This window comes from Henriciella algicola (assembly GCF_003576245.1).
Classification (GTDB): Bacteria; Pseudomonadota; Alphaproteobacteria; order Caulobacterales; family Hyphomonadaceae; genus Henriciella; species Henriciella algicola.
This window is the reverse complement of record NZ_QWGA01000003.1, coordinates 1,516,300-1,543,264: the sequence shown is the minus strand read 5'-3', so window position 1 is coordinate 1,543,264 and position 26,965 is coordinate 1,516,300. Positions and strand designations below refer to the sequence as shown.

The 26,965-nt window shown below is 59.6% G+C and carries 23 protein-coding genes; 8 read left to right on the top strand and 15 right to left on the bottom strand.

Going from position 1 to position 26,965, the window contains the following annotated elements; genetic code table 11:
- Nucleotides 1-3 precede the first annotated feature (3 nt).
- Both gmd and fcl read left to right on the top strand, forming a co-directional pair.
- Nucleotides 4-1,074: a GDP-mannose 4,6-dehydratase gene (gene gmd, locus D1222_RS08125; RefSeq protein WP_119453664.1), complete on the top strand. Its 1,071-nt coding sequence runs from the start codon at nucleotides 4-6 to the stop codon at nucleotides 1,072-1,074.
- A gap of 2 nt (nucleotides 1,075-1,076) precedes the next feature.
- Nucleotides 1,077-2,015, top strand: coding sequence for a GDP-L-fucose synthase (gene fcl, locus D1222_RS08120; RefSeq protein ID WP_119453663.1), 939 nt, complete (start codon nucleotides 1,077-1,079; stop codon nucleotides 2,013-2,015).
- A gap of 142 nt (nucleotides 2,016-2,157) precedes the next feature.
- Here fcl and D1222_RS08115 read toward each other — a convergent pair whose 3' ends face one another.
- From D1222_RS08115 to D1222_RS08105, 3 genes are all read right to left on the bottom strand, one after another.
- Nucleotides 2,158-3,237: a sulfotransferase domain-containing protein gene (locus D1222_RS08115; protein ID WP_119453662.1), complete on the bottom strand. Its 1,080-nt coding sequence runs from the start codon at nucleotides 3,235-3,237 to the stop codon at nucleotides 2,158-2,160.
- Between the two features lie 83 nt (nucleotides 3,238-3,320).
- Complete coding sequence (locus tag D1222_RS15740; protein ID WP_182481907.1) at nucleotides 3,321-4,325, bottom strand: phytanoyl-CoA dioxygenase family protein; 1,005 nt, start codon at nucleotides 4,323-4,325, stop codon at nucleotides 3,321-3,323.
- Between the two features lie 54 nt (nucleotides 4,326-4,379).
- Nucleotides 4,380-5,441 (bottom strand): phytanoyl-CoA dioxygenase family protein, encoded by a 1,062-nt coding sequence (locus D1222_RS08105; protein WP_119453661.1) that lies wholly within the window; start codon nucleotides 5,439-5,441, stop codon nucleotides 4,380-4,382.
- Nucleotides 5,442-5,582: 141 nt separating this feature from the next.
- On the opposite strand from D1222_RS08105, the gene D1222_RS08100 reads away from it, so the two are divergent.
- From D1222_RS08100 to D1222_RS08090, 3 genes are all read left to right on the top strand, one after another.
- Nucleotides 5,583-6,278 carry an FkbM family methyltransferase gene (locus D1222_RS08100; RefSeq protein WP_119453660.1) on the top strand — a complete coding sequence of 232 codons (696 nt, stop codon included), beginning with the start codon at nucleotides 5,583-5,585 and terminating at the stop codon, nucleotides 6,276-6,278.
- A gap of 192 nt (nucleotides 6,279-6,470) precedes the next feature.
- The gene (locus D1222_RS08095; protein ID WP_119453659.1) at nucleotides 6,471-7,535 is read left to right on the top strand and encodes a glycosyltransferase; all 1,065 of its coding nucleotides are present in this window, start codon (nucleotides 6,471-6,473) and stop codon (nucleotides 7,533-7,535) included.
- Nucleotides 7,536-7,591: 56 nt separating this feature from the next.
- Nucleotides 7,592-9,913: an FkbM family methyltransferase gene (locus D1222_RS08090; RefSeq protein WP_182481906.1), complete on the top strand. Its 2,322-nt coding sequence runs from the start codon at nucleotides 7,592-7,594 to the stop codon at nucleotides 9,911-9,913.
- Nucleotides 9,914-9,936: 23 nt separating this feature from the next.
- On the opposite strand, the gene D1222_RS08085 is transcribed toward D1222_RS08090, so the two are convergent.
- The 12 genes from D1222_RS08085 to D1222_RS08030 form a co-directional block, all read right to left on the bottom strand.
- Nucleotides 9,937-10,779 carry an SDR family oxidoreductase gene (locus D1222_RS08085; protein WP_119453657.1) on the bottom strand — a complete coding sequence of 281 codons (843 nt, stop codon included), beginning with the start codon at nucleotides 10,777-10,779 and terminating at the stop codon, nucleotides 9,937-9,939.
- Nucleotides 10,780-10,784: 5 nt separating this feature from the next.
- A complete protein-coding gene (locus D1222_RS08080) occupies nucleotides 10,785-11,303 on the bottom strand; it encodes a KdsC family phosphatase (protein WP_119453656.1) in 519 nt (172 codons plus the stop codon).
- Nucleotides 11,300-13,024: a capsular biosynthesis protein gene (locus tag D1222_RS08075; protein ID WP_119453655.1), complete on the bottom strand. Its 1,725-nt coding sequence runs from the start codon at nucleotides 13,022-13,024 to the stop codon at nucleotides 11,300-11,302. The genes D1222_RS08080 and D1222_RS08075 overlap by 4 nt, the downstream gene beginning before the upstream one ends.
- 13 nt (nucleotides 13,025-13,037) lie before the next feature.
- On the bottom strand, nucleotides 13,038-14,126 hold the full coding sequence (locus D1222_RS08070) for an N-acetylneuraminate synthase family protein (RefSeq protein ID WP_182481905.1): 1,089 nt from the start codon (nucleotides 14,124-14,126) through the stop codon (nucleotides 13,038-13,040).
- A 123-nt stretch (nucleotides 14,127-14,249) separates the two neighbouring features.
- Entirely contained in the window at nucleotides 14,250-15,491 is a 1,242-nt protein-coding gene (locus D1222_RS08065) for a DUF2793 domain-containing protein (RefSeq protein ID WP_119453653.1), read from the bottom strand.
- A gap of 63 nt (nucleotides 15,492-15,554) precedes the next feature.
- The gene (locus D1222_RS08060; protein ID WP_119453652.1) at nucleotides 15,555-16,211 is read right to left on the bottom strand and encodes a hypothetical protein; all 657 of its coding nucleotides are present in this window, start codon (nucleotides 16,209-16,211) and stop codon (nucleotides 15,555-15,557) included.
- Between the two features lie 188 nt (nucleotides 16,212-16,399).
- Entirely contained in the window at nucleotides 16,400-17,350 is a 951-nt protein-coding gene (locus tag D1222_RS08055; protein WP_119453651.1) for a glycosyltransferase, read from the bottom strand.
- 19 nt (nucleotides 17,351-17,369) lie between these two features.
- Nucleotides 17,370-18,338, bottom strand: a complete 969-nt coding sequence (locus D1222_RS08050; RefSeq protein WP_147371829.1) for an NAD-dependent epimerase/dehydratase family protein — start codon at nucleotides 18,336-18,338, stop codon at nucleotides 17,370-17,372.
- The gene (locus D1222_RS08045) at nucleotides 18,316-19,029 is read right to left on the bottom strand and encodes a class I SAM-dependent methyltransferase (protein WP_119453649.1); all 714 of its coding nucleotides are present in this window, start codon (nucleotides 19,027-19,029) and stop codon (nucleotides 18,316-18,318) included. Before D1222_RS08045 ends, D1222_RS08050 begins: the two co-directional genes overlap by 23 nt.
- Complete coding sequence (locus D1222_RS08040) at nucleotides 19,026-20,375, bottom strand: ABC transporter ATP-binding protein (RefSeq protein ID WP_182481904.1); 1,350 nt, start codon at nucleotides 20,373-20,375, stop codon at nucleotides 19,026-19,028. The genes D1222_RS08045 and D1222_RS08040 overlap by 4 nt, the downstream gene beginning before the upstream one ends.
- A complete protein-coding gene (locus D1222_RS08035; RefSeq protein ID WP_119453647.1) occupies nucleotides 20,375-21,211 on the bottom strand; it encodes an ABC transporter permease in 837 nt (278 codons plus the stop codon). The genes D1222_RS08040 and D1222_RS08035 overlap by 1 nt, the downstream gene beginning before the upstream one ends.
- 10 nt (nucleotides 21,212-21,221) lie before the next feature.
- Entirely contained in the window at nucleotides 21,222-22,733 is a 1,512-nt protein-coding gene (locus D1222_RS08030) for a glycosyltransferase (RefSeq protein WP_119453646.1), read from the bottom strand.
- A gap of 175 nt (nucleotides 22,734-22,908) precedes the next feature.
- On the opposite strand from D1222_RS08030, the gene D1222_RS08025 reads away from it, so the two are divergent.
- The 3 genes from D1222_RS08025 (at nucleotide 22,909) to D1222_RS08015 (ending at nucleotide 26,906) form a co-directional block, all read left to right on the top strand.
- Nucleotides 22,909-23,610 (top strand): acyltransferase, encoded by a 702-nt coding sequence (locus tag D1222_RS08025; RefSeq protein ID WP_119453645.1) that lies wholly within the window; start codon nucleotides 22,909-22,911, stop codon nucleotides 23,608-23,610.
- 84 nt (nucleotides 23,611-23,694) lie between these two features.
- Nucleotides 23,695-25,380 carry a capsular polysaccharide export protein, LipB/KpsS family gene (locus D1222_RS08020; protein WP_119453644.1) on the top strand — a complete coding sequence of 562 codons (1,686 nt, stop codon included), beginning with the start codon at nucleotides 23,695-23,697 and terminating at the stop codon, nucleotides 25,378-25,380.
- Nucleotides 25,380-26,906 (top strand): hypothetical protein, encoded by a 1,527-nt coding sequence (locus D1222_RS08015; RefSeq protein ID WP_119453643.1) that lies wholly within the window; start codon nucleotides 25,380-25,382, stop codon nucleotides 26,904-26,906. Before D1222_RS08020 ends, D1222_RS08015 begins: the two co-directional genes overlap by 1 nt.
- Nucleotides 26,907-26,965 lie beyond the last annotated feature (59 nt).

The following is a 26,965-nucleotide window of genomic DNA, read 5'->3' as shown; positions in this document are numbered from 1 at the left end:
TCAATGACATCGAAAAACAAGACAGCGCTGGTCACTGGCGTGACGGGACAGGATGGGGCGTATCTGGTCGAACTCCTGCTGGAGAAGGGCTATACGGTCCATGGCGTGAAACGCCGGTCTTCCTCGTTCAACACCGGACGTATCGAGCATCTCTATCAGGACCCGCATGTCGATGACCCGCGCCTGATCCTCCACTATGGCGACATGACCGATTCGACGAACCTCATCCGGATCGTCCAGGAGTCCCAGCCAGACGAGATCTACAACCTCGCCGCACAGAGCCACGTCCAGGTCTCCTTCGAGACGCCTGAGTACACCGCGAACGCCGACGCCGTGGGCGCGCTTCGCCTGCTCGAGGCGATCCGTATCCTCGGCATGGAAGACAAGACCCGCTTCTACCAAGCGTCTACCTCGGAGCTTTATGGCCTCGTTCAGGAAGTGCCACAGAAGGAAACCACCCCCTTCTATCCGCGCAGCCCTTACGCTGCCGCCAAGCTCTACGCTTACTGGATCGTGGTGAACTACCGCGAAGCCTATGGCATGCACGCCTCCAACGGCATCCTCTTCAACCACGAGAGCCCGCTGCGCGGCGAGACCTTCGTGACCCGCAAGATCACGCGCGCGGCTGCCGCCATCAAGCTTGGCCGTCAGGAAAAGCTCTATCTCGGCAACCTCGACGCCCAGCGCGACTGGGGCCATGCCCGTGAATATGTCCGCGGCATGTGGCTCATGCTGCAGCAGGACAAGGCGGACGACTATGTTCTCGCCACCGGTGAGACGACCCATGTGCGCCAGTTCGTCGAGTGGGCCTTCGAAGATGTCGGCATCAAGCTCGAATGGAAGGGCAAGGGCGTCGACGAGAAAGGCTACTGCTCGGAGACCGGCAAATGCCTCGTCGAGGTCGATCCACGCTACTTCCGCCCGACCGAGGTTGAGCTCCTGCTCGGCGATCCGGCCAAGGCGAAGAAGCAGCTCGGCTGGAGCCACGAGACCTCACCGCGCGATCTCGCTCGTGAGATGGTCCAGTCGGACCTCAAAGTCATGCAGCGCGACCCGGTCTGGAAGGACGCCTGATCATGTATGACCTCGCTGGAAAACGGGTGTGGGTTGCCGGCCATCGCGGGATGGTCGGCGCCGCAACCGTGCGCCGTCTGGAGCAGGAAAACTGCGAGGTGATCATCGCCGGCCGCGACAAGGCCAATCTCATCCGCCAGGATGAGACCGAAAAGCTGCTGGCCGAGATGAAGCCGGATGCCATCGTCGTCGCAGCCGCCAAGGTCGGCGGCATTCTTGCCAATGACACCTATCCGGCGGACTTTCTCTACGACAACCTCATGATCGAGGCGAACATCATCAATGCCGCCCACAAGAGCGATGTCGACCGCATCCTCTTCTTGGGCTCCAGCTGCATCTATCCGAAGTTCGCCGAACAGCCGATCGCTGAGGAGAGCCTGCTGACCGGGCCGCTTGAGCCGACCAATGAATGGTATGCGATTGCCAAGATCGCAGGCATCAAGCTCGCCCAGGCCTATCGCAAGCAGTATGGCCGCGACTATGTCTCTGCCATGCCGACCAATCTTTATGGCCCCGGCGACAATTTCGACCTGAAATCCAGCCACGTCCTGCCTGCCCTCATCCGCAAGGCGCATGAGGCCAAGAAGGCTGGTGCCAGCGAGATCGAGATCTGGGGCACGGGCACGCCGCGCCGCGAATTCCTTCACTGCGATGACTGCGCCGACGCACTCGTCTTCCTGCTGAAGAATTATTCCGGCTATGAGCACGTGAATGTCGGGTCCGGCACGGATGTCACCATTCTCGAACTGATGGAAATGGTCGCAGACGTGGTCGGCTTCGACGGCAAGATCGTCAAGGATGAGACCAAGCCGGACGGCACGCCACGCAAGCTCATGTCGGCAACGCGCCTCCGTGAGATGGGCTGGGAGCCATCGATCAGCCTGCGCGACGGGATCGCGACCACCTACCAGTGGTATCTCGACAATGTGAGCGACGCCTGACTGAAGGTGCAGTCCAGTTAGACTTTGGATGAGGGGCGTTATCCAACGTCCCTCAACCTCCGAAGCTCAATTCAACCGACAATGAACTGACCGTTCTAACGGTGTGAGCCGTTTTGAATTTCCAGAAGGCGTCGCCTCCCCGTCAGCGGAAAATCCTGACCACCCGCCTCGCGGCGTGGCGTACCGGCGCCGTGACACGGGCGACCTTGTTCCTCAGCCGTATCAGACGCCATTTCTGCACGTCCTTCGTCGAGAAGACCCGGCCGAACATACGCCTTTCAGCAGATCTCTGCTTGCGCTCCACCGTCAGCAGGTGGCTGAACGCCTTCGCCTCGAGGAGCGCTGCATTCTTCTGATCGCGCTCTCGCTTCAACTGGCCCACAAGATAGGCTTCGCGAGTCTCAAGCTCTTCAATCCGCGCAGATTTGGATGAGATGATCTCGTTAAAGGCGGCTTCGCGCTCGCGAATGCTCGTCTGGAGGCTTTCCTCTTCGCCCTCCTCCGCGCTTGGCAGCTGCGGCGCCAGGATCTGTCGCTCCTTATCCCGCGTGAATTCAAACTGGTCTGCCCTTGCGTCTGCGCTGCCAGTGAAGCTGCGCTCCCTGATCATGTCACGGACCGTCTCGAACAGCTCATATTCAGGCGCCAGCGCCCGCTCAATGCGTGAGCGCTCTCTGGAGGTAAGTTGCAGGATCAGCTCGTCGCGATCTCCGACATTCTCCTTGGGCACATCGATCGGGCGCTTGCCAAGCAGCTCGGCCAGATATTTCATGGACCCGTCAATGTCCGACGTATCGCCGATGAAGTAGAAAGATTTCAGGATGTTCGACCGGTCTTCAGCGCTGCTCGCACACATGGAGTTGCGGTAGATGAAACGGTTCGGAAACTCCGCAAAGGACACGATGTCCTGCGGCAATTGCTTATCGCTCTTCGTGCGGTGGTGATAATAGGACGACACAAGGTGATCGAGCGGATCGCGCAACAGCGTGAAGACCTTGTACGCCGGGTCTCCGACAAGCTCGGGCAATGAGTCTGTCAGCGACCCCTCTTCCCCGAAGATTGCCGAAGCAAAGTGACTGGTCACGCAGATCTCATCATCCACGCCGCCGCGAAGATGGTTGATGCGCCGCCCCTGCTCCACCCGGTGAAGCTGATACCAGCTCTCGATGACACGCTTCGTGCTTGTTCCTGCGGTCTTCGGAATGTGGAAGTGTACGAGCATGAAAACCCTATCTCAGGACACCAGAAACAAAGAGCGCGTCGGCACCGCCCATCAGCGCAAAACCTTATAGAGAGTAATCCGGACTAGCCAGCTACAGGGTGCGCGAGCAACGCATTCATGAATTCATCGCGATTGTCGACCCGGATGTTCTCGGTCCGGCAGCGCTCTGGCTCCGGGTCACCCTCCCAGAGCTTCGCGCCCAGATAGGTCGGCATGTTGTATTCCATGCTCAACATCAGGCGTTCGCGCTCCCCCGGGCGCCCGCCCCCATGCAGGCACCGGCAGGTATCGGTAAAGATAATCGTGCCCGCTGGACCGTGATATTCATGCAGGGCGCCATCAGCCAGAACGGTGTCCTCCTGACGGTCGAGAACGAAGTCGGGCTGCTCGAACAGAAATTCGCAATCCTTCGCGGCCGCAGCCATGAACGGACCGCTATTTGCGTCCACATCTGTGATGTAGAGGAACACTTTCAGCTGCGCCCTGTCCTCAGGGTCAAAATGCAGGCGCTGCGATGATTTGCGGTGAAACTCGGAATTCTTCGCCAGCGTCACGCCAAAGCCCGTCATGATCGGGAACATGCCGAAATAGCGGATCACTGGCGCCAGCAGCAGCGGGCTCGTCGCCAGCTTGAAGATTGCGCTATCGGCGCCGAACGGCTTGCCGGCAGAACCAAGAAACTGAAGGCTATCCTTCGACAGGAACTCCTGACCTGACGCGATCGCGTCCTGATAGGCCTGCCTGCCCTCGGCGACAGCCGCCTTGATCAGGGAATCATGACTGAGATTGATCGACGCGTGGGCAATCTCTCGGGGAATCTCGAATTCTGCCGTTTCCTCGGCAAGCGTCTTCTCGGCAAGGTAACGCCGCCCCAGTTCTTCGCGGCGCGCGATCTCGTCGCGCTTCATGAACCGCGCAAGCTCATGATACTGCTTGCGCTGTTGCATACTGCCCTGGCGGATAACGAAGGAGCGTTCGAACACCGCCGCAGAGCGCGACACAGCCATGAACTGCTCAGCCTTGTTTCGCCAGAAATCGCGCTCGCCGATGAGCTTGTCGACGTTCACTTCCTGCACTGTATCAGGCATGAGCAGACTTCCGTAACTTGCCGGTGTGTTCGACCCGATGGTCCCTGTGAGCATTTACGCAGGCTTGGGGTGCGCCAGCAAGGCTTCGGTGTACTCATTCAGGTTATAGTCTCTGACCTTCAGGGTCCGGCTGCGCCGCTCTGGCACCGGATCGCCCTCCCAGAGCTTCGAATGCAGATGCGTCGGTATATTATACTCAATGCTCAGCATGAGGCGTTTCTTGTCGCCGGGCCGGGCACCCGCGTGAAGGCAGCGGCAGGTGTCACAGAAGATCGCCGTGCCGGCCTTGCCGGTGAATGTGCGGATTGAGCCTTCGCGAACCGCATTGTCATCCTGACGGGCCAGTCTGAAATCCGGATTATTGTACAGAACGGCGCTATCCTCTGCAGGAACAGCCATGAACGGGCCCGACGTTTCATCGACATCCGTGATGTAGACGAACACTTTCAGCTGCGTGCGGTCTTCCGGGTCGAAGTGCAGGCGCTGAGAAGAATGCGGATAGAACTCTTCATTGCGTGCTGACAGCAGACCGAAACCGGTCATGATCGGGAACATCCCGAAATAGCGGATGACTGGCGCCAGCAGGAGAGGGCTCGTCGCCAGCTTATAAACGCCGCCACTTGCGATAAATGGCCAACCCGCGTCGCCGACAAATTCCAAGCTATCTTTCGAGAGCAGCTCTTTTCCGGAATCGATGGCCTGCTGATAAATATCCAGGCATTCCTGCACAGCCCCCTGGGCGAGCTGATGCTGGCTCAGATCGACGGATGCAAACCCGTCCTTCTGCAGGACGACCAGTTTCGCTGTCTCGGGATCTAGCTTCTGCTCTGCCAGATACTTCTGGCCGAGTTCACGGCGCCGCTGGATTTCATCCGCCTTAACTTCCTTGGCCAGCGCGTGATACGTCTGACGCTGGCGCATCGTCCCCTTGGCCAGAAGGTAAGAGCGATCAATCGTGGGTGTATTCTGGAACTGCTCAGCCAGTTTCTCGGCTTCGGCCTTCCACCGGTTGCGGTCGCCTCTCAGCGCGGCAATCTCGGCCTCGAAATCGCGCCCCGGCGCCGTCGCCGCTTGCGCCTGATCTGCACCGCGAATGTCTTGATTGACAACTGACATCGTTAATGAACTCCAACCCACTTGGCAGAAGAATCTCTCACAGCGTTAAAATGTCAACTACGTAACATCCGCACACCGCTTGCTCTGGCGGCGCAATTGCGGCTACACGAGGGCCAAGGTTCGACGCTTGAGGATTGCCGCATGCCAATTGAGAATTCCGCCCATATCGCAGACGCTTTTGCCAGGATTGCAGAAAAGAAGATTGAAGTTGGCAGCTTGATTAATATCGGGTCTGGCCGCGGCGATGATCTGGGTTTCTACAAGTCCCATTGGCCCGACATGCAGGCACTTCTCATTGATATGGACCCACGCTTCCTCGAAATCTGGGAGAAGCTGGCTGCCACGCATGAAGGCACGAAATACGTGGTTTGCGGTGCCTCATCGGAAGATGGCGAAGGCCAGTTCCTCAAATCCAACGATGTCGGCGGCGCACTTTCCAAAGTGGCGAGCGGCGAAAACGTTCACACCACCCCGCTCCGCAAGATCGACACGCTCGTCAAAGAGTTCGACATGCCGGGGCCTTACTTCATGAAGTTCGATACGCACGGCGTTGAGCTCGACATCCTCGCCGGGTGCGAGGAGACGCTGAAGAATACGAGCCTCATCATGATGGAGGTTTACAACTTCAAGCTGAACTTCGTGGATCGCAAGAACCTCACCTTCGATGAGATGTCACTCCATATGAAATCACTTGGCTTCCGCTGCGTGGACATGTGCGACCCGCTTTTCCGCCCTGGCGACCATGCGCTCTGGCAGATGCACCTCATCTTCATTCGCGACGACCATCCGATCTGGCAGCGCAGCTCGTACGGCGTCGGTGCGCCAGCAGCCACCTGATCTCCCGAAAAGAGAGGGGCGCTCAACCTTGTCGGTCGCCTCTCTCTGCCGCAATGAATGAGGCTGGCAGTCAGTTTGCCGCCCACCTCCATCGGCGGCACCATTGCCGGGGACGCTGGATATAAGCCTTGCAAGTGTGACCTTGTGCTGAGATCGACTAATCGACCCGCAGTAAATTAGCAGGAGCAGGAAATGGAGTGGGCCAGACGCGCACGCCGTGCTGCCAGTTCAATAATCCGTAAACGCCGCAAGAGCGTGCCAGCACCTCAGCTAGCGACTCCGACTGCGCAAACCGGCATCTGGTATGACGAGCTGACCGAGGATCAGCGCCGCTTTGTGGTCGATCACACCGTCGACCCCATCCGGCCGGATATCGACCAGGCAGGCAAGCCCCGCCCGCGTCATGCCTGCCTGGACCAACGCCCCCGCGTGACCGTCGTTCTGGGAACACTCAACCGCAGAAAACTTCTGGAAAAATGCATCACGTCCGTGCGGCGTGAGCTTGAGGGCATGGACGGCGAAATCATCGTCATCGATGGCGGCTCCGACGACCGCACCATCCCGTGGCTCACCAAGCAGGAGGATGTGATCACCATCCTCCAGTACAATCGCTACAAGGATGGTGAGACCTCCATGCGTCGGCGCAGCTGGGGCGGCTTCATGAATATGGGCTTCCGCGCCGCTTCGGCCGACTACATCCTCATGATTTCGGACGACTGCCTCCTCATGCCCGGCGCGATCCGCAATGGCATTGCCCGTATTGAAGCCGCCAAAGAGGCTGGCATTCCTGTCGGGGCGTGCGCCTTCTACTTCCGCGACTGGCCCAAGCAGAAGCGCTATTATGTCCAGCGCACGATTGGCGGCAATCTGATGCTCAATCACGGCATCTATACCCGAGAAGCGCTCGAAGCCGCCCAATATGCAAATGAAGACGACTATGTCTTCTACAAGTCAGACACCGATCTCTCGCTGAAGATCTGGGACAGCGGCTACGCCATTATCGACGCGCCGCAGTCAATTTGTGAACACTATGTCGGCATAGAGGAAGAACTCAGAGCGGGTAATACCGCGCTCATGTCCTATGACCGGTCCCAGATGAAGCAGTACTGGCCCGATCTCGTGACCGACGAAGGCGTAAGGAAGATGGGCAAGATCTATCTGGACGAGGCACCGGGCGATGAAGCCGATAAGGAATGGACCAGGCTCTACCGCGCCGAAGAACGTGCCGCCAAAAAACGCAATCCCAACTTGAAATAGATATCGGATCGGGCGATCGGATCCGATGTTCGAATTTCCGTAGACGGATGACAAACATGGCGCAGCCAAAGAAGCAGACCAAGACCGCACCCGCGAAAGCAGCGGCAAAGCCGAAAAGCGCTGACCGCCGGGCGCCGTACCTTCTGGAGGGTGAGTCTCCAGAGCCAGAACTGCTCTCGCTCTTTCATCTGCTCGGAACCATTCAGGACACCGAGGCGCGAATTGAACTCAGCGGCCTTGTCCGCGCCAGACTGCGGTCTCTCTATCCTGCGGGGTCAGGAAAGATCGGCACGGCCAACCTGAAGAATGGCCTGCGCTTTGACGTCGATCTCGGCGACCTGTTCGGCGCTGAATTCTTCGTCGGCAACATGAACGAGACCGATGTCCTGAACGCGTTGACCGCCACCCTGCCTGCAGACGCCAACACAGTTGATGTCGGTGCAAATTTCGGTCTCTTCGGCGTTCATGCTGGCCACGTTGCCGAAACCGGCAAAGTCATTGCGCTCGAACCGCTTCCATCTGCCTGCAAGCTTCTGGAGACAAACGTTCAGCAGAACGGACTGTCGGACCGTGTAGAGGTCATCAACGCCGCCGTCTCGCAACGCGGCGGCAAGGCGAAATTCTTTGTCGCCACCGACGGCGCCTTCAGCGGCCTGCGTGACACGGGGCGTTCGCCGGTTCTGGATACCGTGAACGTCTCAAAGGTTGCGCTCGACAAATGTGAGCCAGTGAACGCGCTCGACCGCATCGATTTCCTCAAGATCGACACAGAAGGCCACGAGAATCAGGTTCTCGCCGGCGCGCACAAAACGCTGGCGCGCGCGACTGAAGCGCTCGTCATGCTCGAATACAGCCACAAGAATCTGACCGCGGACACCCGTGAGAGCTTCCTGGGAGAGCTTCAACCCCTCATGGAAGCGGGATTTGAGGCGCAGCTTTTCGATGGAAACCAGAAGCTGGTGAAGTTGAAAAAAGCCGGCGACATCCCCGCAGAAACTTCCGGCACGGTGTTCCTCGCAGGCAAAGACTGCGCCTGGGCAGCTGATTTCTTTTCGGCCCTCGCAAACGAAGTCGATGCTACGAAACACGCAGCTTCTGATGGGTCGACGGTCGTCATTCTGCATGAGTTTACAAAGCTGCGTAATCAGCTCGCCGACGTTGACCGTCTTCAATCAGCCTTTCCATCCACCGACGGGGATGCATCCATCTCCAAACGCGTTCTGCGCGAGGTGAACCGGCTTCGCACCGAAAGCGAACGTGCCGAAACACAATTTCGGACTGAGCTTGAGCGCGCTGAAGCCTATCGCAATGGCCTGCAGGGCCACTACGACAAGGCCGACGCGGACAGGAAGCGGCTGCGCCAGAAATCAGATCAGCTCGCTGAGGCTGTAGAGAAATACAAGGCCCGGCTAGAAGCCTTCCAGACAGCGACCGACGCGCTCCACGAAAAGATGAATGCTCGGGATGAAGAGCATCTCAAGAAGATCGCGGACATCAAGAGCTCGCTCGACCATCAATATGAGCGCGCCGAGGAGCTCAAGAAAACGCTCGTGGAGTCGATGACGACCCGCAAGGAGCTTGAAGGCAAGCTCACAGAAGCGAATGAACTCCTGAAAGCCTCGAAGCAGGAAATCAGCTCGACAAAACGGCTGCTCACCCACGCCGAAGCACGCGTGACGGACCTTGAAGGCAAACTGAAGACGGCGGCTACGGCCCGCGATTCGCTTAATGAGCGTATGGAAGCCTTCCGCAATCTCTCGAGCGATCTGCAGCAGAAACTGGAAGCGGCGAAGGCCGCGCAGGAAACGGCCCGCCGGGATTTCGATCTCCTGCTATCGAAAGAAAAGACCGCCCACGAACAGACGCGCACGCGCTTGGAGGCTGACCTTTCCAAAGAGAAGGCTGCGCATGAGAAAACCCATCAGGATCTGAAGCAGATCCTGTCCGAGGAGCGGAACGCCCACAAGCAGACGAAGGCTGATCTCACGAGGGAAAAAACCGCGCACGAGAAAACGCACCGCGATCTGAAATTCATCATTTCAGAAGAGCGCAATGCCCTCAAACGTGAGAAGGCCGCGCACGAAAAGACCCATCGCGACCTGAAGATGCTGCTCTCGCAGGAGCGCGCCGCCCACAGCGAGACCCGCCAGCACCTCGACGTCAGCCGGGAACTTCGCGCCGATCAGCGCCGCGAGCTGGACGAAGCCGCGACCAGACAGGCAGCTCTTGAAGCCGAGGTTGCCGCTCTCACAGAAGAGAAACGCGCGCTCCAGACCGAGATCGACGAGAAACGCGCCCTTGTCCGGGTCATCCAGCAGCGTGAGGCCTTGCACGAAATCGGCCTCGGCAAGCATCTGCGCCGGCGCGACCGAAGCTGATCGGTCGCCTTCAGCGCCACTCCCTACATCGCCAGGAACCCGCCATCGATGCGGAAGTCCGCGCCATTGGCATAGGATGAGGCGTCCGACATCAGGAAGGTCGTCGGCCCGACATAGTCTTCGGCGAGCGCCATGCCGCGCAGGCGGTCATAATCGCCGCCCCGGCGCAGCGGAATCTTCTTCTCGTAATTGTCGAGAAACTCGCCGTCCTGATTGTTGAAGACGCCGGCAAAGGTCAGCGTATTGGTGCGCACGCCCTTCGGCCCCCAATAGACGGCCAGATAGCGCGTCAGATTGTAGAGCGCGGATTTCGACGCGCTATAGGCAACCGGCTTGTAGAAGGTCTCGCCCCGGTCACGCCGATACTGGTACAGCGACTGGTCCGGCGACACCGTGCCATAGATGGAGGCGACATTGGCGATCGAGCCCTTGCCCGCATCGGCCATGGCCTTGCCGAAGACCTGGCAGCACTGGAAAACGCCCTTCACATTGACGTCCATGATGCGCTCCCAGCTCGCCGCCGGATAATCCTCGAACGGGCCATTTTCTGCCGCCGTCGAGTTTGGGGGGCTGTCCAGCGCAGCGTTATTCACAAGGCCGGACGGCGTGCCGAAATGCTGGGTGATCGCCTCGAGCGCTGCTTCGAGCGAAGCCCGGTCCGTCACATCGGCAGAGAATGCCTTGATCACATCATCCGGCGCATCCGGAAACGCCTTGGCGGTCGCCTCATCGCTGGCATTTGGCTCAACGATGGCAACATTCGCGCCGCAGCCGACGAGGCCGTTGGCCATGGCGCGTCCGATCTGGCCATAGCCGCCCGTCACCACGATGGTGCGTCCATACAATCCGAAAAGTTTGTCCAGCATCTTGCCTATCCTTTTATGCCTGAGCGCGCCTGCGCAATCGCATCGCAGGCTTCGCGCACCGCGCCATTGCCGCCGAGGCGCTTTGTCCTGAATGTCTCGATCGTGTCGAGCACTTCGTGTGAATCACTGACAGAGATCGGCAGGTGCACCTTCTCCAGCACGCCCTTGTCATTGGTGTCGTTGCCGATGAAAGCCGCCTGCGCAAAGCTGAGGCCGCGCTCTTCCAGCACTTTGGTGAAGGCCGCCACCTTGTCAGGAATATTCTGCTGGCAATCTATCTTCAGCTTCTTCGCCCGCGCCGTGACGACGGGGTTCTCCTCGGTTGACATGATGAAGCAATAGACGCCCGTGGCCGCCGCCGCGCGCAGGCCATAGCCCTCAAGGCGCGAGCAGACGACCGCCTCACGGCCATCCTCGAAGACATACACCTTGTTGTCGGTCATCACCCCATCGAAATCGATACCGATTATCTCGACATCGCGCGCCCGCGCGGCAAATTCCGGATCGTCCAGCGACCTGATCATGTCGTCTCCCCCGCGCGGTCCCGCGCATTCTCATCATCTATCGTCTCAAATGGCGCGCCAGCAAGAATGCCCTCGCAAATCGCGTCCATATTCCGGTCCACGCCCGGCTTGGCCAGCCTGTAGGCGTCGGCATGCAGCTGCGTCAGTGGCCACCCGGCAGACCCGTCCAGCGCCTTCAATGGAATGCAGCGGCGGAAATAGAAGTGGTAGACATAGCGCCGCGCCGCCTCGATCTCGCTCTCGGTCAGCGGGTCGAACGTGCCGGGGCTCTCCAGCAGGCGGAAATAGGACTCGCGGTCATAGGCATCGCGCCCGAAACCCTTGCCACGGATCCACGCATCGCCCGCCACCACGACGGGCATGCCGCGCGCCGACAGCTCCATGCCGAGCTTGGTGTTGAAAATCAGCGCACCCTTCGAAAGCTGCGCAATGGAATAGGTGTTAATGTCGTTCTCTGGCGAGACCAGCCGCACATTGGCAGGCATCTGCGGGAAGGCGGCGCGTAGCGCATCGTCCAGCCGGTCAGACGCGCGCGGGCTGTTCATCACCTCGCCCGGATGACACCGCACGACCAGCTGGCGATCCGGGTGCTTCGCAAACCAAGACACGGTGTCGATCGCCCATTCAATCATGTGGCCATAGGCCGACTGGGCATAATTCAGTCGCGCATCCCAGACGACATTCGCCGCCAAGAGGTAAGTGTCCTTGGCCGGGTCGAGGTCCAGCGCCGCATAGGTCGATTGCAGGCTTTCCGGGTCGCGCCTCTGAAAGGTGATCCAGTCCTGCGCCCCGGTTTCGCGGGAGGCGAGATAGGCGTCGAGCTCCGCGGTCTCCGCCGCGCTTAGCGCACGCTGGTTCCAGACGCTCTCTGGCTCATCGATCATCGCGCGGTGATACGTGTCGCCATGCTGATAGATCAATCGTCCGCGCCGATAGGCCGGATGCCAGGTCACAAGCCGCGTGTCGGTATCGCGCGCTGCCTCGGCAAACTGGCCCTGTGGCACATAGATGCCGTGATGAGCGACGATCACGTCATACTGATACGCGTCGATCAGCCTGCGTGCCGCCGCATCTGACAGCCACGCGGCCGAGAGGTAGCGGCTGAAAATCTGCGCTTCGAGACCGCTGTCCCCAAGGTCGCCCTTGCCGAAAAAGCGCAGCGCCCCGGCATAGGCGTGCATGACACGCGGGTCGTCATGCTCCGTGCTGCGATGGCCCTGCCAGCGCTCCCCAAAGGCTTTTGCCTCGGCGCGGTCGCTGTCATTTAGAACGTCAGAGAATTTGCGGACATTCAGGCCCAGCGGCGAACTCACCCGGTCTGCTGCGCTGGTGCATGCGCCGCAAAAATCCGGTCCCGGACCTTCCTTCGCGATCCGTGGCAGGCTCGGCGCCAGCGTATGCTCGATCACCTGGCAGGCCGGCAGGCCATCGCAATAGCCGATATCGACCTTCGCCCCGCGCAGCGTCAGCGCCGCTGCCATCAGCGTGTCGACCGTATTCGCGGTAAAATGAAGCCCAAGGCTTGTCGCGATCAGGATGCGCTTGCCATCGGCGCTTTCGCGGGCGGCAGCCCAGTCCTTTTCATGCCCGGAAAGCAGAACGCGCCAGTCAGGGTAAACCCCCGGCCGGCGCGTCAGTCTTTCAAGCCGCCAGCGCCGGACCGGCGCATAGGCTTCAGATTGCCTTACGGCTGTGCGTATGTCGCTGAAAAGCGAGCCCACACCCTCTTACCAATCAGGCTTTGAGGGCTTCGTTCGCAGCAGCTTCCGTCAGGCCGATGTCTTCAAAAGTGAAGGCCTGATCGTCGGCAACGGCCTTGGTCAGGGTTTTGCCGACAAAGACGTCCTGGAAGTATGGCGCAATGCCGTCGCCTGGTGACTTCAGAGCGATGTCCGCTTCGGTGATCGTGTGACCGGCTGGCAGGTCGCTCGTCGCGCAAAGCTTCTTGCCCATCTTGATCAGCGGGGCGTGCTCAGAGTCGTAGGTGCGCTTCACACCGTCGCCCAGTGCGGCGCGGGCGCGCTGCAGGTCGCGGACGAGGCGGCGAAGGCCGTTTGGCTCCAGCGAGAATGCCTGGTCGGTGCCTTTCCAGGCGCGGTTCAGCGTGAAGTGCTTTTCCAGGACGCGGGCGCCGCACATGTAGCCGAGCATGGCCATTGCGATACCGCTATCGTGGCTGGAGAAACCAATCGGAATCTCAGGGAACTTCTCGCGATAGGTTTCGATCACGCGGATGTTCAGCTCTTCGAAGGTCGGTGGATAGCCCGAGGTGCACTGCATGATGCAGATGTTCGGGTTGATCGGCATGATCTCGTCATAGACGCGCTGGACGTCTTCGATCGACGCACCGCCGGTCGAGATGAACATCGGCTTGCCGAACTTCGCGATATACTTGATCTGCGGCAGCGTCTTCAGGTCGCCCGAAGCGATCTTATAGGCTGGCATGTCGAGGTCTTCGAGGAAGTCCGCGCTCTTATAGTCCCAGGCGGTGGAGAAGAGCGTGATGCCGATTTTCTTGGCATGGTCGCGCAGTTCGATCCACTCGTCGCGGTCGAACTCGAGCATTTCGCGGTGCTCACCATAGGTAGGCGCGTATGCGTTCTCGGAATTGTACGGCTGGTTGTAGTATTCCTTGGTGTAAAGCGAGCGGTTGTCGCGCTTCTGCAGCTTTACAGAGTGCGCGCCTGCAGCCTTCGCCGCATCGAACAGATCCTTACACTTCTGGACGTCGCCTTCATGGTTCTGCCCAATCTCAGCGATGACGTACATATCGTCATTGTCACTGATTTTGATTCCGTCCACGACCATTTCACGATTAGCCATGACTATACCCTCATTCTCTCTCGGGAGACTGCGGTCCCCGCCTGCTAGGTTCGCGGCAAGGGCTAGCCCGTTTCCCCGGCGTTTTCAATCGATCATAGAGGAATAAGACAGCGTTTAAGGACTTTAGATCAGTGAACCTGTTGTGACACTCCTCCAGCCGGTCCCATCGCTGAACACCACGCCCGCCCCACCTGCCAGATCAGGCACGAAATAGAGCGCTCCCGCTCCAGCGTCCGACGCGCCAGGAAGGCTCGCACTCGCCGCGCTGCCCAGCCTTACGGCCCCGGCCACATGCAGGGCACAGCTCGGCGACGTCGTGCCAATACCGACCCGGCCAGCCGACGTAATCCGCACACGCTCATTCACGCTCCCGACGCCTGTCCAGAAGCCGAGCGACATTGGCACCGCTGTGCCAGAGACCGGCCCATCGACCTGCGCATTTACCAGCGCGCTCTGGACCCATGCACCCCCGGTCGCAAACCCGCGAAACGAGAAGCCCCCGCACCAGTCACCAGACTGGACCGGCAGCGGCGTATTAAGGCTTCCGCGCGCGCGCTTCTGAATGGAAAAGGACGAATAGGTCGCCGGGTTCGCATAAGTGTCGAGGCTGGCCGTCGCGAAATAGCCGTCACGGACCATGCTCAAGGTTGGCTGGTCATTCGTGGCAGCGGACTGGTCAATGACTGAAAACCTCCCGGTCGGCGCACCTCCGACCCCAACATTGGCCGTCGCCGTATCCACGCTGAGCGCTGTGTCGAACGCGGTCCCGTCATCGCTAGTGCGGAGCTCGAACCCGCCATTCGCGGCCAGCCCGAACTCCGCCTCGCCGGTAAAATCGGTCTGGAACACCACAGACGCGACCTTCGTGCCATTCGCCCGGTTGATGATCTTGCGCGCATTCCCCGTGCCCGGCGTGACATCATCATAGGTCAGCAATTCAGCGTCGCTGCGCACGGTCAGCCTATTGGTTTCATCGGCCTCGGAATTGATACCCAGCGTCTCAAAGGGCCCGCCCCCGGCGCCCTGCACGGCCTCCCAACCGTCTCCGGTCAGCACTAAAAGAGACGCTTCGTCCTCTATCCATGCAAGCCAGCCTTCGCGCGGCGCGATCTCGAACCAGGCGCCATCCTGAAAGCTCGCTATGGCCCCATCGGCCATGAAATCCCAGTCCTCACCGCTCTTGTCCGTCGGCAGGATGTAGGATGTCGCCGCCAGCGGCGCCTCGGGCTGGGTCGCCTCACTCCGGCTCACCGCGCTCAGCTGCACAACCGCATCCAGCCGCCGCAGGCTTTCATTCAGGGTGACATGCTTCATGGCCTGATTGGCGGAAAGATATGAAAGGCCGATACGTGGGGTCTGGTCCATCTGGGGCTCCGGCAATTGACTGGAGCGGTGACCCTAGACGTGCACCTCTTACGGTCTGAAAGTTCAGCCCTCTCTGGCCAGCGCCTCACTGACAAGACGGGCAAAATTGGGCAGCTCGGATGCGGAAACCTTCTCGTCCGTCCCCGCTTCAGACCAGCCTTTCGCGAGTTCCCCGGCAAGGCCGTCCAGCACCGGCGCCTCACCCGTCAGCCCTTTACAGACCGCCGCCAACAGCGCCAGCCGCCCTGCCAGACTTAAGTGAACCCCATCAGGCTGGAACAGAGCCTCATCGCCGACCTTGGTCGCCAGTTCTCGCATCAAGGCTGCAAAATCCGAAGACGGAACACCCCGTTCACTTGCGACACTGACCGTGACATCATTTGCGCTCGGAGCACCTTCGCTGAGCGGCCTTGACCAGTCGAACCGTTCCATCACGCCAGAGGCTGTCGGCGATGTCAGAACCAGCCCCGATAGCCCCGCATCAACCAGCCGCCCAAGCCTTGCCGACATGAGCGCGGCCAGCGTTTCCTGGGTTGAAGGGTGCGGTCCGCTATCTTGAAGGACGAAGCGCGCCCCGGTCCGGTCGCCGAGCATTTCGATCAGCGCATCGACCGCGTCACCGTCATCCGGGGAGCCTCCGAAGATCGCAAAAAGCGGCTTGTTCGCGGCTTCGAAAAGCCGGTTCAGGCCGAGCTCTGGAAAAACCACCGGCAGAAACACCGCCGGTACACCGTCAGTGCACCGTAAAAATTCGACTTCACCGGCAAAAATGCTGTCCCCGAACAGGAGGACGGGCGTCCTGTTTCCACACACGTCAATCGCGGACCGCCAATAGACTTTCCGGCGGGACTTTGCGTGTTGATCCCCCGCCAGCCAGGCGCTTCGAGGGTCAGCCGCCCCAGCGCTCATCAGCTATTATTGCCGGGTTCGCCGATCAGCTGGATGCTTGGCCTCCGGCCACGATAGCGCTGGCGAAGATGGAAATCCTTGTTCATCGTCAGGATCGGATCGAACATGCCGATATGCTTGGCCATCATCGTATTATAGTAATCGCGCGGCAGGTTCCGGAAGATCGGCTTCGATGAGTTCATCGAGAGATCAAAGCGCTTGGACAGACGCGCTTTCGCCCAGTCCCATGCCCGCTTTTTCAGTCTCCACGTCCGGCTTGGCGCATCATACTGGGCGTAATTCTTCTTGTAGAGCTCATGGAAGCGTTCATGCTTGGCTTGAAGCTTCTTATAGTCTTCGCTTTCCTTGTCCTCGGCCCAGTTGCGATAGTGATGGATGGTCACATCGCGCGTGTAGACAACATCGCGGCCAAGGAAGAGCACTTTGGCCGTCAGGTCAGGGTCGATGCCATAGTCGCGGAATTCCTCGCTGAAGCCGCCAACAGCGCGCATGACCTCGGTCGGCAGCATGCCCTGATTGACGTTCAGGATCCCGATTGGTGAGACGCCGCCAATGTAGGGCGCCTTCACGAATGGGCCTTCCTTGTCCTTCACCTTGAGGCCGACCATGCCAATTTTCTTGTTCGCCTGAAGAATGCGAACCGCCTTGTCGAGGCCGTTATCGACGATCTCATTATCATCGCTGACCCAGCAGACATAAGGCGTGTCGACCTGCATGAAAACGTCATTATAAGCACGCGCCTGACCCAGCAGCTTGCCAACAAAGATCGGGCGTACGCGGTCACTCGCGACAGATTCCAGATACTCGATCGTGCCATCGGTCGAGCCAGCATCGGTGATGTACAGGATGTACGGAATCTTGGTCTCGCGCTGCACGGACTCGACCAGTCTTTTCACCTGGTCACAGCGGTTATAGGTGCCCGCAACGATCGAAAGAACGGCATCCGTCATTCAATTATTCCCATAGTTTTCAGGACTGCTGTGTCTTGAACCAGTCCGCATAGCGTTTCAATCCCGCCTCAAGGTTGACTTTCGGCGAGAAGCCGAGACCGCCTCGAAGGTGTGTCGCATCAGCCACCAGATTCACCGGATCACCAGAGCGCGCCTTGCCGTTAAAGCTCAGCGGCGTGTCATATCCCGCAGCCTTGACCAGCATGGAAGCCAGCTCACGCACAGAGATTGCAGTCCCGCTGCCGCCATTGAACAGGCGCACCGTCCCCTTGCCGCCCGGCCTGGCAGACAGCGTCGCAAGAATGGCAGCCGCGTCATCGACGTGCACGAAGTCGCGCGTCTCATCACCGCTGCCCCAGAGGTCCAGCGTCGTCTCCGGGTCAGCGCTCACGCGGCGCATGATGTCCCAGAGAAGCTGTTTGCGAAGCCCTTCGCCAAAGATGGAGAATAGCCGCACGATGGACACATCCAGCCCGTTCATGCGCGCCTCGCCGGTGACCAGCTCCTCGCAGACATGTTTGTGCAAGCCATAGGGCGACATCGCCTCGCAGGGGTCGCTTTCTGACAGGCGGTCCTTGCCCTGATTGCCATAGACAGCTGCAGACGAGACGAGCACGAGCCGCGCCTCAGGCGCTTCTTCGCGAATGAAATCGAGGATCTCGACCGTGCTGCCAACAGACAGGTTGAAATCGCCGCGCGGATCATCCCATGACCGGCCGACAGACGCCCCGCCAGCCGCATGAATGATGACATCAGGCTTGCCATGATCAGCCATCGCCGCGTGGAATAGCTGGCGCTGGATCAGGCCCTCAGCGTGGTGGACATTGCCCTCGCGCACGAAAGCGCCCTGCGGCGCACCAAGGCCCAGCGTGACAACTTTCCAGCCCTGCGACGCCATCAGCCGGGCTGTCGCGGTTCCAAGAAAACCGCCGCCCCCGGCAATCATCACAAGGCCGGGTGAGGCGCTATTTCCGCCAGTAGTTGGCACGGCGTGGCTCCTCGATCTGCAGCGGCTCAAAGCCCTCTACGCTGACATCATCGCGGGTCAGCAGCCAGATGCCGCGGCGCGGATGACGGGTTTTAAGGTCCCGGAAATCATCATGCTCCACCGGCAGCTTACACTCATAGACATGGCTGAAACCCGCCGCCCACATACCCCGCTCAAGCGCGGCACGGCTGAGTATCGTGGCAAGTGGCTGGATGCCCTGGGTCGCATTTGGGTTCTCGCGGGCAATGCGGCCGACGAAATCGCTATCCGGCACGATCATCGTCTCGAGCAGCATCGCCTTCCCGGTCATCGCCCCCATCATCCGCAATGCGCGCAACGGGTTTTCAAGGTGATAGAGAATTCCGAATGACAAGGAAAAATCGCGCGCCGGCAAAGCGTCGGACGTCGCGCAATTGTCAAAATCGAGCACGCTGAACTCACATCCCGGTGCCCGTTCACGCCCTGCCTGAGCGACGTCCTCTCGGCCTTCGAGCGCAACGACATCAAGCTGAGAGTCCATCAGGCGCTTGGCAAACCAGCCCGGCCCTGCCCCGAAATCATAGGCAGTATCGAGTGCCATACCACCGGTTCGCAAAGCTTTCAGAACCCGCTGGGCAATCGTCCACCGCGCCTCATTGATGGCGAGATAGTTATCGACGTCGAACAGGGCGGTCGCAGGCGCCTGGCTCATGACTCGCGCTCCGTTGACCAGTCCAGGCGAGGACGCAGTCCGCCTGGGAAGTTTCTTGAATAGCGCCCGCGCGCCCGCGCGAGGTCATCGCCCTGCGGCTCATAGACTGAGAACGAGACGGCATTGTCGACGCTTTGGTGACGCGTGAGCGGGTCCGCTGTGACCATCACCACACTGACATAGTGCAAGCCTTCATTCAGAAGGTTAGCCGGAATACGTGCGCGGCTTTTATAACGTCCAGGCTTGTTGATCGCGCCCGGATAATCACCATCGGTAAATGCGACAACGAACATGAGGTCGCCGATCTCATTCTTGACGTGCAGGGCTGGCTCCACCCGCATATCGGCCTGCAGCACGTCAAACGCGATCTCGATCGCGCACGGCGTATCAATCTTGACCGAACGCGCAATCTGGCCGGCATCATCCAGCACGCGCGCCGTCACGAGCTCAGCGACAGGCCCATCGACCTCAGCCTCAAGAACGCTGGCCGTATCGGGCTTGCCCGATTTGCCGCTGCTCTTCTTCTCATCTTTTGCGGGCTCGCTCTTCTCAGGCGCTTGATAGGTCGCGGCGACGTTCATCATCTGGGCCTCATAGGCCTCGGTCACGGTCATGACATCGTCATCCATGACGACCTCACCATGATCGATCCAGATGCAGCGGTCGCAGAAACGGCGGATGGCCCCCGTGGAGTGCGAGACAAATAGAAGCGTCCGGTCATGGCCGGTAATCTCATCCATGCGCTGCAGGCACTTCTTCTGGAACGCTGCGTCGCCGACCGACAGCACTTCGTCCAGCATCAGGATGTCAGGGTCGAGATGGGCGGCGACGGAGAAACCGAGGCGTGCGCGCATGCCGGTCGAATAGGTCTCTACCGGCTCTTCGATGAAGCGGCCAATCTCTGAGAAGGCGACGATCTCATCCATGCGCTGGTCGATTTCCTTGCGGGTGAGGCCATGCAGCGCGGCATTGAGATAGACGTTCTGGCGCCCACTCATCTTCGGGTTAAAGCCAGTTCCGACTTCGAGCAGGGATGTCGCCCGCCCATAGATAAAGGCTTCGCCATCACTCGGATTCAGCACGCGGGACAGGATTTTGAGCAGCGTCGACTTGCCCGCACCATTATGGCCCATGATGCCGACACGGTCGCCTGACCAGACCTTGAAGCTCACATCCTTCAGAGCCTGATAGTATTGCTCCTTGTGGGTGTTGCCGTCCTTGTCTGTCCGCGTCACCGCCGACGTCATCCGGTAGCGCTTCGACAGGCCGCGAACGTCCATGACAAGCTGGCGCTCATCCTTATCGGCTGCCGCCTCGGGCGCAGTTTGTGGCAAGGTGTCAGGCATCATACTCGCTCAGCGTAACTCTTTGCCATCCGGTCGAGAAGCAGCAGCCCCACTATCGTAAAGCCCACCGCCATGAGCGCAGACACACCGAGCGACGTCCAGTCGACCTGCTCTGGAGCAAAAAGCGCGCCGCGCAGACCGGTCAGCACACCGACCATCGGGTTAAGGTTGTAATAGTTCTGGATCACCTCTGGGAGGATCTCTTTGGAGAACAGCACAGGCGACAGGAACAGACCCAGATAGACCGCTGTCTCGAGGAATTTCGAATTGTCCTGGTGGATCAGATAAAGCGCCGAGAACAAAACACCGATCCCGAAGGCGAGCACGAACATGACGAGCACCACCGGCACCATGGCCAGAATGTCCCAGGACAGGGGCACGCCCAGATAAAGCTGGAACGCGATCACCGCTGCGGAAATGATAAAGATATCGACCCAGCGCGCGGCGACCGTCGCGATCGGGCTGAGGATAAGCGGGAAATAGACTTTCTTGGAAATCCCCGAATCGAGCCGCAGGGAGCCTGCCGACTGGATTACCATTTCTGCCCAGAGAAACCAGAAGCAGAGGCCGCTGAAAATAAAGAGCGGATAAGGGATCTGCGCGCCGAGATTGGCCGCCGACATGTGACGGATGAAGACGAGTGCCAGCGCCATGATGGCCGGGCGGATGAACCCCCAGACGATGCTGATCGGCGAGTTCAGGATGCGCGAGCGGATATTCCGGTTGATCATCTGCCCCAGCAGGACCCGGAATTTCCAGATTTCAGACAGGCTCAATATGCCGACAGGTCGCTGCGGCCGGATATGGATCACTTGCTGGTTGGACGGCGTGGACATATCGGAAGGTCTAGCTCCGCAGCTTCCGGCGGATGAAATCCTTTAGCCGGAACAGAAAATTCTGCGACGCAAGTTGCGCGCGTGCGCGAGGAGAATCAATGGCTGACTGCATCCTTGCGATGCGCTCACGCCGCGCTGCCTCATCGCTGACAGGATCGTAATCGAGAAAGCGCTGGCGCATCTCCGGCGGCGCCTTGGCGAGCGTCGCCTGAACCAGCAGCTTGTCGCTCTTTGCCGCAAAAGCTGAATTGCTCTCAGCAATCATGCTTCCAATACGCGCCAGATCTTCTGGATTATCCCGCAGCGATAGACGCGCATTGCCGAGCCAGCGGTCAAACGCCTCCTGCGTGACGTGAGGATGCTTGCCGATCTCATCGAAGAGGGCCGGCGCCGCCTTCGCGATCACGGCGCCCGCATCGTGGCGCGCAGGGTCAAAGCGCTTTGCGGTAAATCGGGCGATGTCCATGAAGGTGCGTGCGCGGTCAGTAACGTAGACGGCGTGCCGCGCGCCAGCATCGGCAAGGCTTGGGCGCGGCGGCAGCTCCGCGCAGAAGCCCTCGAGCGCACTTGCCAGCGAGTTCACGTCATTGGGATCAAAAAAGACCGAGCCTGCTGGCGATTGTTCGCGGTGCACCGGAATGTCGGAGAGAAGCCCCGGCAGACCGAGCGCGCGGGACTCCTCAACAAATGTGCTCCAGCCTTCAAAGAGGCTTGGCTGCACAAAGCCGCGCGCGCCTTTTAGAAGGGCGAGCTGTTCGTCGCGGCTGATCCGGTCGGTGATGGTGACCCGGCGGGCAACGTCCTCGCGGGCCAGAAGCTCACGGATGCTGGCGGCATAGTCCGGCCAGCGCGTATCCTCGATGGCGCCGGTCATCACGACATGAACATCAAGCTCTGGCCGAGCGGCCAGCGCCTCGACGATCTGGAGGTGGTTCTTGTGGCGCCAGAACTGGTTGCAGACGATGAGATAGTCGCCGGGCACATTAAAGCGCGCGCGCACCGTATCGGTATCGCCGCTCCCGTCCTGCCAGAAGCCCTCATCGAAGACGGCTGGGAAGTGGAAAATCTTCCAGTGATCCTTCTCGAACTCCGGAAACAGTTTCGCCGTGTCTTCAATCGCCTGCTGGCTTGAGAAGACGCAGGCCGCCGGGCCGCGCGCAAGCTCTCTATACTGAAGAAAGCGGCGGGCCTGCTCTTCTGGCGGGAACAGCTCCGGATAGTGCTGGCACTGCCAGTCAGGGATCCAGCCAGCCCAGGGCGCGCCGAACGGCGCTTCGGGAAGCTGCGTCGCCGGATAGACGAAATCGAGGTTCAGGGACGCGGCATCTGAAAAAGGCGCGATCTCATCGGCAAGGCCGGCGTGTTCTGCGGCAATCTCTTCGGCTTGCGGCGCGCTGGTCAGAAAGGTGATGTGCGGTTTCTCACCATCGGGCAGCGTTCTCAGCATGCGCGCGATGTTGAGAACGTAGTTCACACCGCCCATCCATGCCGGGTTATAGAATATGCGCAGCCCAATTCTCATGGGAGCTCCTGAGCTTGTTTCGCTTGAGATGCGAGGCGTTATCAATGCTCGTTAATTGGGTAAAGCCATTTGCTCAAGCTGCGGCGCTATAGCAGGCGGGGATATGCTGAACGCTGGACTTGATCCACGGCAAATAGAAAACTAACGCTGTTGAGCTGGTGAGGGAGAGTACCAAATGCGCGGCGCACTGTACCCGGACGATCACGCGTTCGCGGAAGGGCTTGTCTATCCCAGAGTAGCTTCACTCTCCGAAGCTGCAGGCCAAATCCCCGGCAATGAAGCTGACGCCCAGCGTCTTCTGGATGTATGGAATCGGTTCTCAAAGGGCGCTGTCGTCGATGACAATGTCAAACTCGGCATCAAGGCGCGTCTGATCAATGGGGGGGCGCCAGAAAACGTCCGCATTCATGGCCCGACCGCGATACGTGGGATCCTGAAGGCTGAAGGCGACGCTACCATCCAGATCGGTAAGTACACCTATGTCGGCGACGACACGATCCTGTCGGCGTCCCAATCGATCACGATTGGCCAGGCGACCCTGCTGGCGCACGGCGTTCAGCTGTTCGACAATGACTCCCACCCCACGCATGCCGACCAGCGCGAAATCCAGTTTCGCCGCATGCTGGGCGACAAGCGGATCGCCATTCCTCTCGAAATCCGCTCAAAACCGATTGTTATCGGCAGCCGGTGCTGGATCGGACTGGGAAGCGCTGTGATGAAAGGCGTGACAATTGGCGACGACACCGTCGTGGCGGCGCAGTCTGTTGTCACCAGCGACCTGCCCGCAGGTGTCGTTGCCGCAGGAAACCCCGCAAAGGTCGTGCGCGAGCTTAGACCTGAAGAGCGGCGACCAACACCTAATCCGCCCGGTGGCTGACACGATATCAATCAATGATTGATCCGCCTCTGCAAAACGCGCCAGTATCGGCCAACGGCGAAGAATGGAAGTAACCAAGCGCTTATGTCCTCAAAACTGAAAATGCCGCCTCGCTTCAAAGGTGCAACCAAGCCGTTCACGCCCGAGAAAGGCTTTGCGTCCTGGCCTGACCTGATCGCCGCATCGAAAGGCCAGTGGGAAACCGATGTGAAGTCGGCCGCTGGGCCGCGCGTCCTGATCGGCTCGAATACAGGCATGCACGGCGCGGTGACTAATCTGGACGGCGTGCTGGCTGCAGGTCTCACCAAGGCCGGGGCGCAGGTTGGCCGCGTATTCTGTGATGGCTCGATGCCAGCCTGCCTGATGCCGACCTATGGCGAGGCAACGCCGCCCGACATGATTGCCGAGTTCGGCCTTGTGAACCGCCTCTGCAAGGCGTGCTTCAATCGCGGCACGAACAATCATCGCCCGATGGGCCTGCCGGAGTTTCGCTATTCAGACCATCTGAAGCAGGAAGACTTCAGCGAGGCACAATCGCTGGCAGCCAGCGTCGATCTTGCCTCCATCTCGGACTGGAAACTGGACGGCATTGCGGTCGGCGAACACGCGCTGGCTGGCGCGCTTCGTTATTATGCGACCGGCGACCTTGAAGGGCAGCCGCGCGCAGAAGAGGTGCAGCGCCGCTACCTTGAGGGCGCGATCCTTACCAAGCGCGTCTATGAACGCATCATCGCCGCCTGGAAGCCTGAAGTCTGCGTGCTTCACCACGGCATCTACAGCCCGCAGGGCATCGCTGCCGATGTCTGTCGCAAGGCAGGCGTGCGCGTCGTGACCTGGGTCGTCGCCTACCGGAAGAACTGCTTCATTTTCAGCCATGACGACACTTATCATCACACCATGATGAGTGAGCCCGTCGAGACGTGGGAAGAGCTCGACATGTCTGAGGCAGTCCGCGCCGAAGTCCGCGCCTATCTCGAAAGCCGGGCCAGCGGCGGCAAGGACTGGATCTATTTCCACGAAGAGCCGGATTCGGATTTCAAATCCTTTGCCGAGAAGAAAGGCATCGACCTTTCAAAGCCTGTCGTCTCCATGCTGACCAATGTCATGTGGGACGCGCAGCTGCATTATCCGGCCAACGCCTTCCCGGGCATGAAGGACTGGATCATCGACTCCATCCGCTATTTCATTGACCGGCCAGACCTTGAAGTCGTCATCCGTGTTCACCCTGCCGAAGTGCGCGGCGCGATCCCGTCTCGCCAGCGCGTCATCGACGAGGTGAAGAAGGCTTTCCCGGAACTGCCGCGCCACATCCACATCATCGCGCCAGATGAAGACGCCAGCACATATGCGCTGGCGCACGCCTCCAACGCCGTCATCATCTATGGCACCAAGATGGGCACGGAGCTCACTCCGCTGGGCAAACCTGTCATCGTCGCAGGCGAAGCCTGGATCCGCAACAAGGGCGTCACGCAGGATGCGAGCGACAAGCCGCATTACTTCAAACTGCTCGACCAGCTTCCAGCCGCCCCCGGCCAGTGGGCGCCGGACCGTGAGCGCGCGCTTCGTTACGCCTACCACTTCTTCTTCCGCCGCATGATCCCGCTGCCTTTCCTGCAGCCTAACGGGACGGGCGCGATGTTCGATATCGAAGTGCCAAGCGTCGATGAGCTTGCACCTGGCAAATGGCCGGGCCTCGACACGATTACCCGGGGCATCCTCGATGGCGCCCCGTTCGTTTTCAATGCAGAGCATCAGGGTGGGGACCTCTAATGAGCTTCAAGGTGCCGTTATTCGTCGATCAGGCGATACGCTTCGTTCGGCGTAATTTGCCCAAGCGCAAGTTCCAGCCTCGTGACGGGATCGAAAGTGAATCCTGCTCGGCCAAGATGCTGAAACTGTCGAGGTTCAAGAACGGGGTCGCGATCCATCGCCCGGAAGACAAGAGCGAGCAGGAGCAGTTGCTCAACCCGTTCGGTGATCCTTGGATCACAAGGGAAGCCCACAACCCATTCATCCCGACCATGACGGGATCGCTGATTGCGTTCCTGAATTCCAAGGTTGGCAAGATGGGGACGCCGCTGCGTGGCGGCCCCGACGTCACTCACGCCTATACCCGCTATTCCGGATACTCCCCTAGCAATTATCACTACGATGAGAGCGTCTGTAAGCTGACGATGAAAATGCCCGCCTTCGAGAAGATGCGGCAGGTTTTCAAGCGCAAGGGACTGAACAAGCGCTTCATCGGCTATGCCGTTCTGAACTATGATGACGGCTACCTTTTCGGGCCGAATGCGGGCCTGCCGGAAGAGTATTACGTCCACAATCCGGACGAGAGTCTCGAGCCGAAGCACCGTCTGAAATTCGTCGAAGGCCCGGCGCTCGACGCTGAAGGCTGCGTTTTCGATATTCGCAGGCCAGAGGTGCGCTCGGCACTTTGCAACCGCGTCCTCGAAATCATGAAGACCAATGAGATCGATGCCGTCCTGATCGATTACGCCGTCCGCCGCTATGGTTTCGGCGCGCCGAGCCTCATCTTCGATATGCCGAAAGACTGGTTCCCAAACTTTCAGGAGAACCAGATCCTGTTGTTCCGCGAGCTTCATGATCTGCTCAAGGCGAATGGGAAAACGCTCTTCCTGAACGGCACGATGCTCGACAGCATCCTCGTCACTGAGCCGCAACTGGTGCGCCAGTATCTCAAGATTTCGGACGGGATGTTCTGGGAGCAGCCCTTCCGCTGGGAATGGCGCAACTATGAGCGCGACGGCATCGACTATTATGACCGCCTGCAGCAATTCTTCGACAACTCTCATGTCATGAAGAAACAACTCATCGTGAAGTCCGGCACCTACCGGTTTCACGGCACCGAAGACAAGATTTCAGGCTGGACCAAACGTTTCGAGATGACCGATGCTGGCCTTGAGCGTCATCTGGCTGAGTATCTGACCTGCTTCTTCATGCTCTACGCAAACCGGCATTTCGACGTGCTCTTCCATACGCATCCGGCGAAGTTCTTCGATATCTACACCAGCGAAGCCTATTTCGACATCTGGTCCAAACGGGTCGGTCAGGGCGTCACGAAGCGCGTACGCTATTCAAAACATGTGCATATGCGCGAATTCGACGAGGCCTTCGTCTTCGTCAATAATACGCTCGACCCGGTCGAGCTTGACCCATCGGTGGTCGAGGGTGAGTTCTCGCAGCCAATCCCGGCCATCACGCTGGAGCCTCTCTCCGGCAAGATCGTCATGAAGGACGAGCTTGCGGCAATTGAAGGCGGCGCAGCCACCAATTGACCTTGCCCGGGCTGGCTTTAATCGGCTAGCACCGGGACGCGCGCAGCCGCCGCGCGAGT

Coding starts and splice junctions, on each gene's coding strand:
- gmd (WP_119453664.1), top strand. CDS start 4: ATGACATCGAAAAACAAGACAGCGCTGGTCACTGGCGTGACGGGACAG.
- fcl (WP_119453663.1), top strand. CDS start 1,077: ATGTATGACCTCGCTGGAAAACGGGTGTGGGTTGCCGGCCATCGCGGG.
- D1222_RS08115 (WP_119453662.1), bottom strand. CDS start 3,237: ATGCTCGTACACTTCCACATTCCGAAGACCGCAGGAACAAGCACGAAG.
- D1222_RS15740 (WP_182481907.1), bottom strand. CDS start 4,325: ATGCCTGATACAGTGCAGGAAGTGAACGTCGACAAGCTCATCGGCGAG.
- D1222_RS08105 (WP_119453661.1), bottom strand. CDS start 5,441: ATGTCAGTTGTCAATCAAGACATTCGCGGTGCAGATCAGGCGCAAGCG.
- D1222_RS08100 (WP_119453660.1), top strand. CDS start 5,583: ATGCCAATTGAGAATTCCGCCCATATCGCAGACGCTTTTGCCAGGATT.
- D1222_RS08095 (WP_119453659.1), top strand. CDS start 6,471: ATGGAGTGGGCCAGACGCGCACGCCGTGCTGCCAGTTCAATAATCCGT.
- D1222_RS08090 (WP_182481906.1), top strand. CDS start 7,592: ATGGCGCAGCCAAAGAAGCAGACCAAGACCGCACCCGCGAAAGCAGCG.
- D1222_RS08085 (WP_119453657.1), bottom strand. CDS start 10,779: ATGCTGGACAAACTTTTCGGATTGTATGGACGCACCATCGTGGTGACG.
- D1222_RS08080 (WP_119453656.1), bottom strand. CDS start 11,303: ATGATCAGGTCGCTGGACGATCCGGAATTTGCCGCGCGGGCGCGCGAT.
- D1222_RS08070 (WP_182481905.1), bottom strand. CDS start 14,126: ATGGCTAATCGTGAAATGGTCGTGGACGGAATCAAAATCAGTGACAAT.
- D1222_RS08065 (WP_119453653.1), bottom strand. CDS start 15,491: ATGGACCAGACCCCACGTATCGGCCTTTCATATCTTTCCGCCAATCAG.
- D1222_RS08055 (WP_119453651.1), bottom strand. CDS start 17,350: ATGACGGATGCCGTTCTTTCGATCGTTGCGGGCACCTATAACCGCTGT.
- D1222_RS08045 (WP_119453649.1), bottom strand. CDS start 19,029: ATGAGCCAGGCGCCTGCGACCGCCCTGTTCGACGTCGATAACTATCTC.
- D1222_RS08040 (WP_182481904.1), bottom strand. CDS start 20,375: ATGCCTGACACCTTGCCACAAACTGCGCCCGAGGCGGCAGCCGATAAG.
- D1222_RS08035 (WP_119453647.1), bottom strand. CDS start 21,211: ATGTCCACGCCGTCCAACCAGCAAGTGATCCATATCCGGCCGCAGCGA.
- D1222_RS08030 (WP_119453646.1), bottom strand. CDS start 22,733: ATGAGAATTGGGCTGCGCATATTCTATAACCCGGCATGGATGGGCGGT.
- D1222_RS08025 (WP_119453645.1), top strand. CDS start 22,909: ATGCGCGGCGCACTGTACCCGGACGATCACGCGTTCGCGGAAGGGCTT.
- D1222_RS08020 (WP_119453644.1), top strand. CDS start 23,695: ATGTCCTCAAAACTGAAAATGCCGCCTCGCTTCAAAGGTGCAACCAAG.
- D1222_RS08015 (WP_119453643.1), top strand. CDS start 25,380: ATGAGCTTCAAGGTGCCGTTATTCGTCGATCAGGCGATACGCTTCGTT.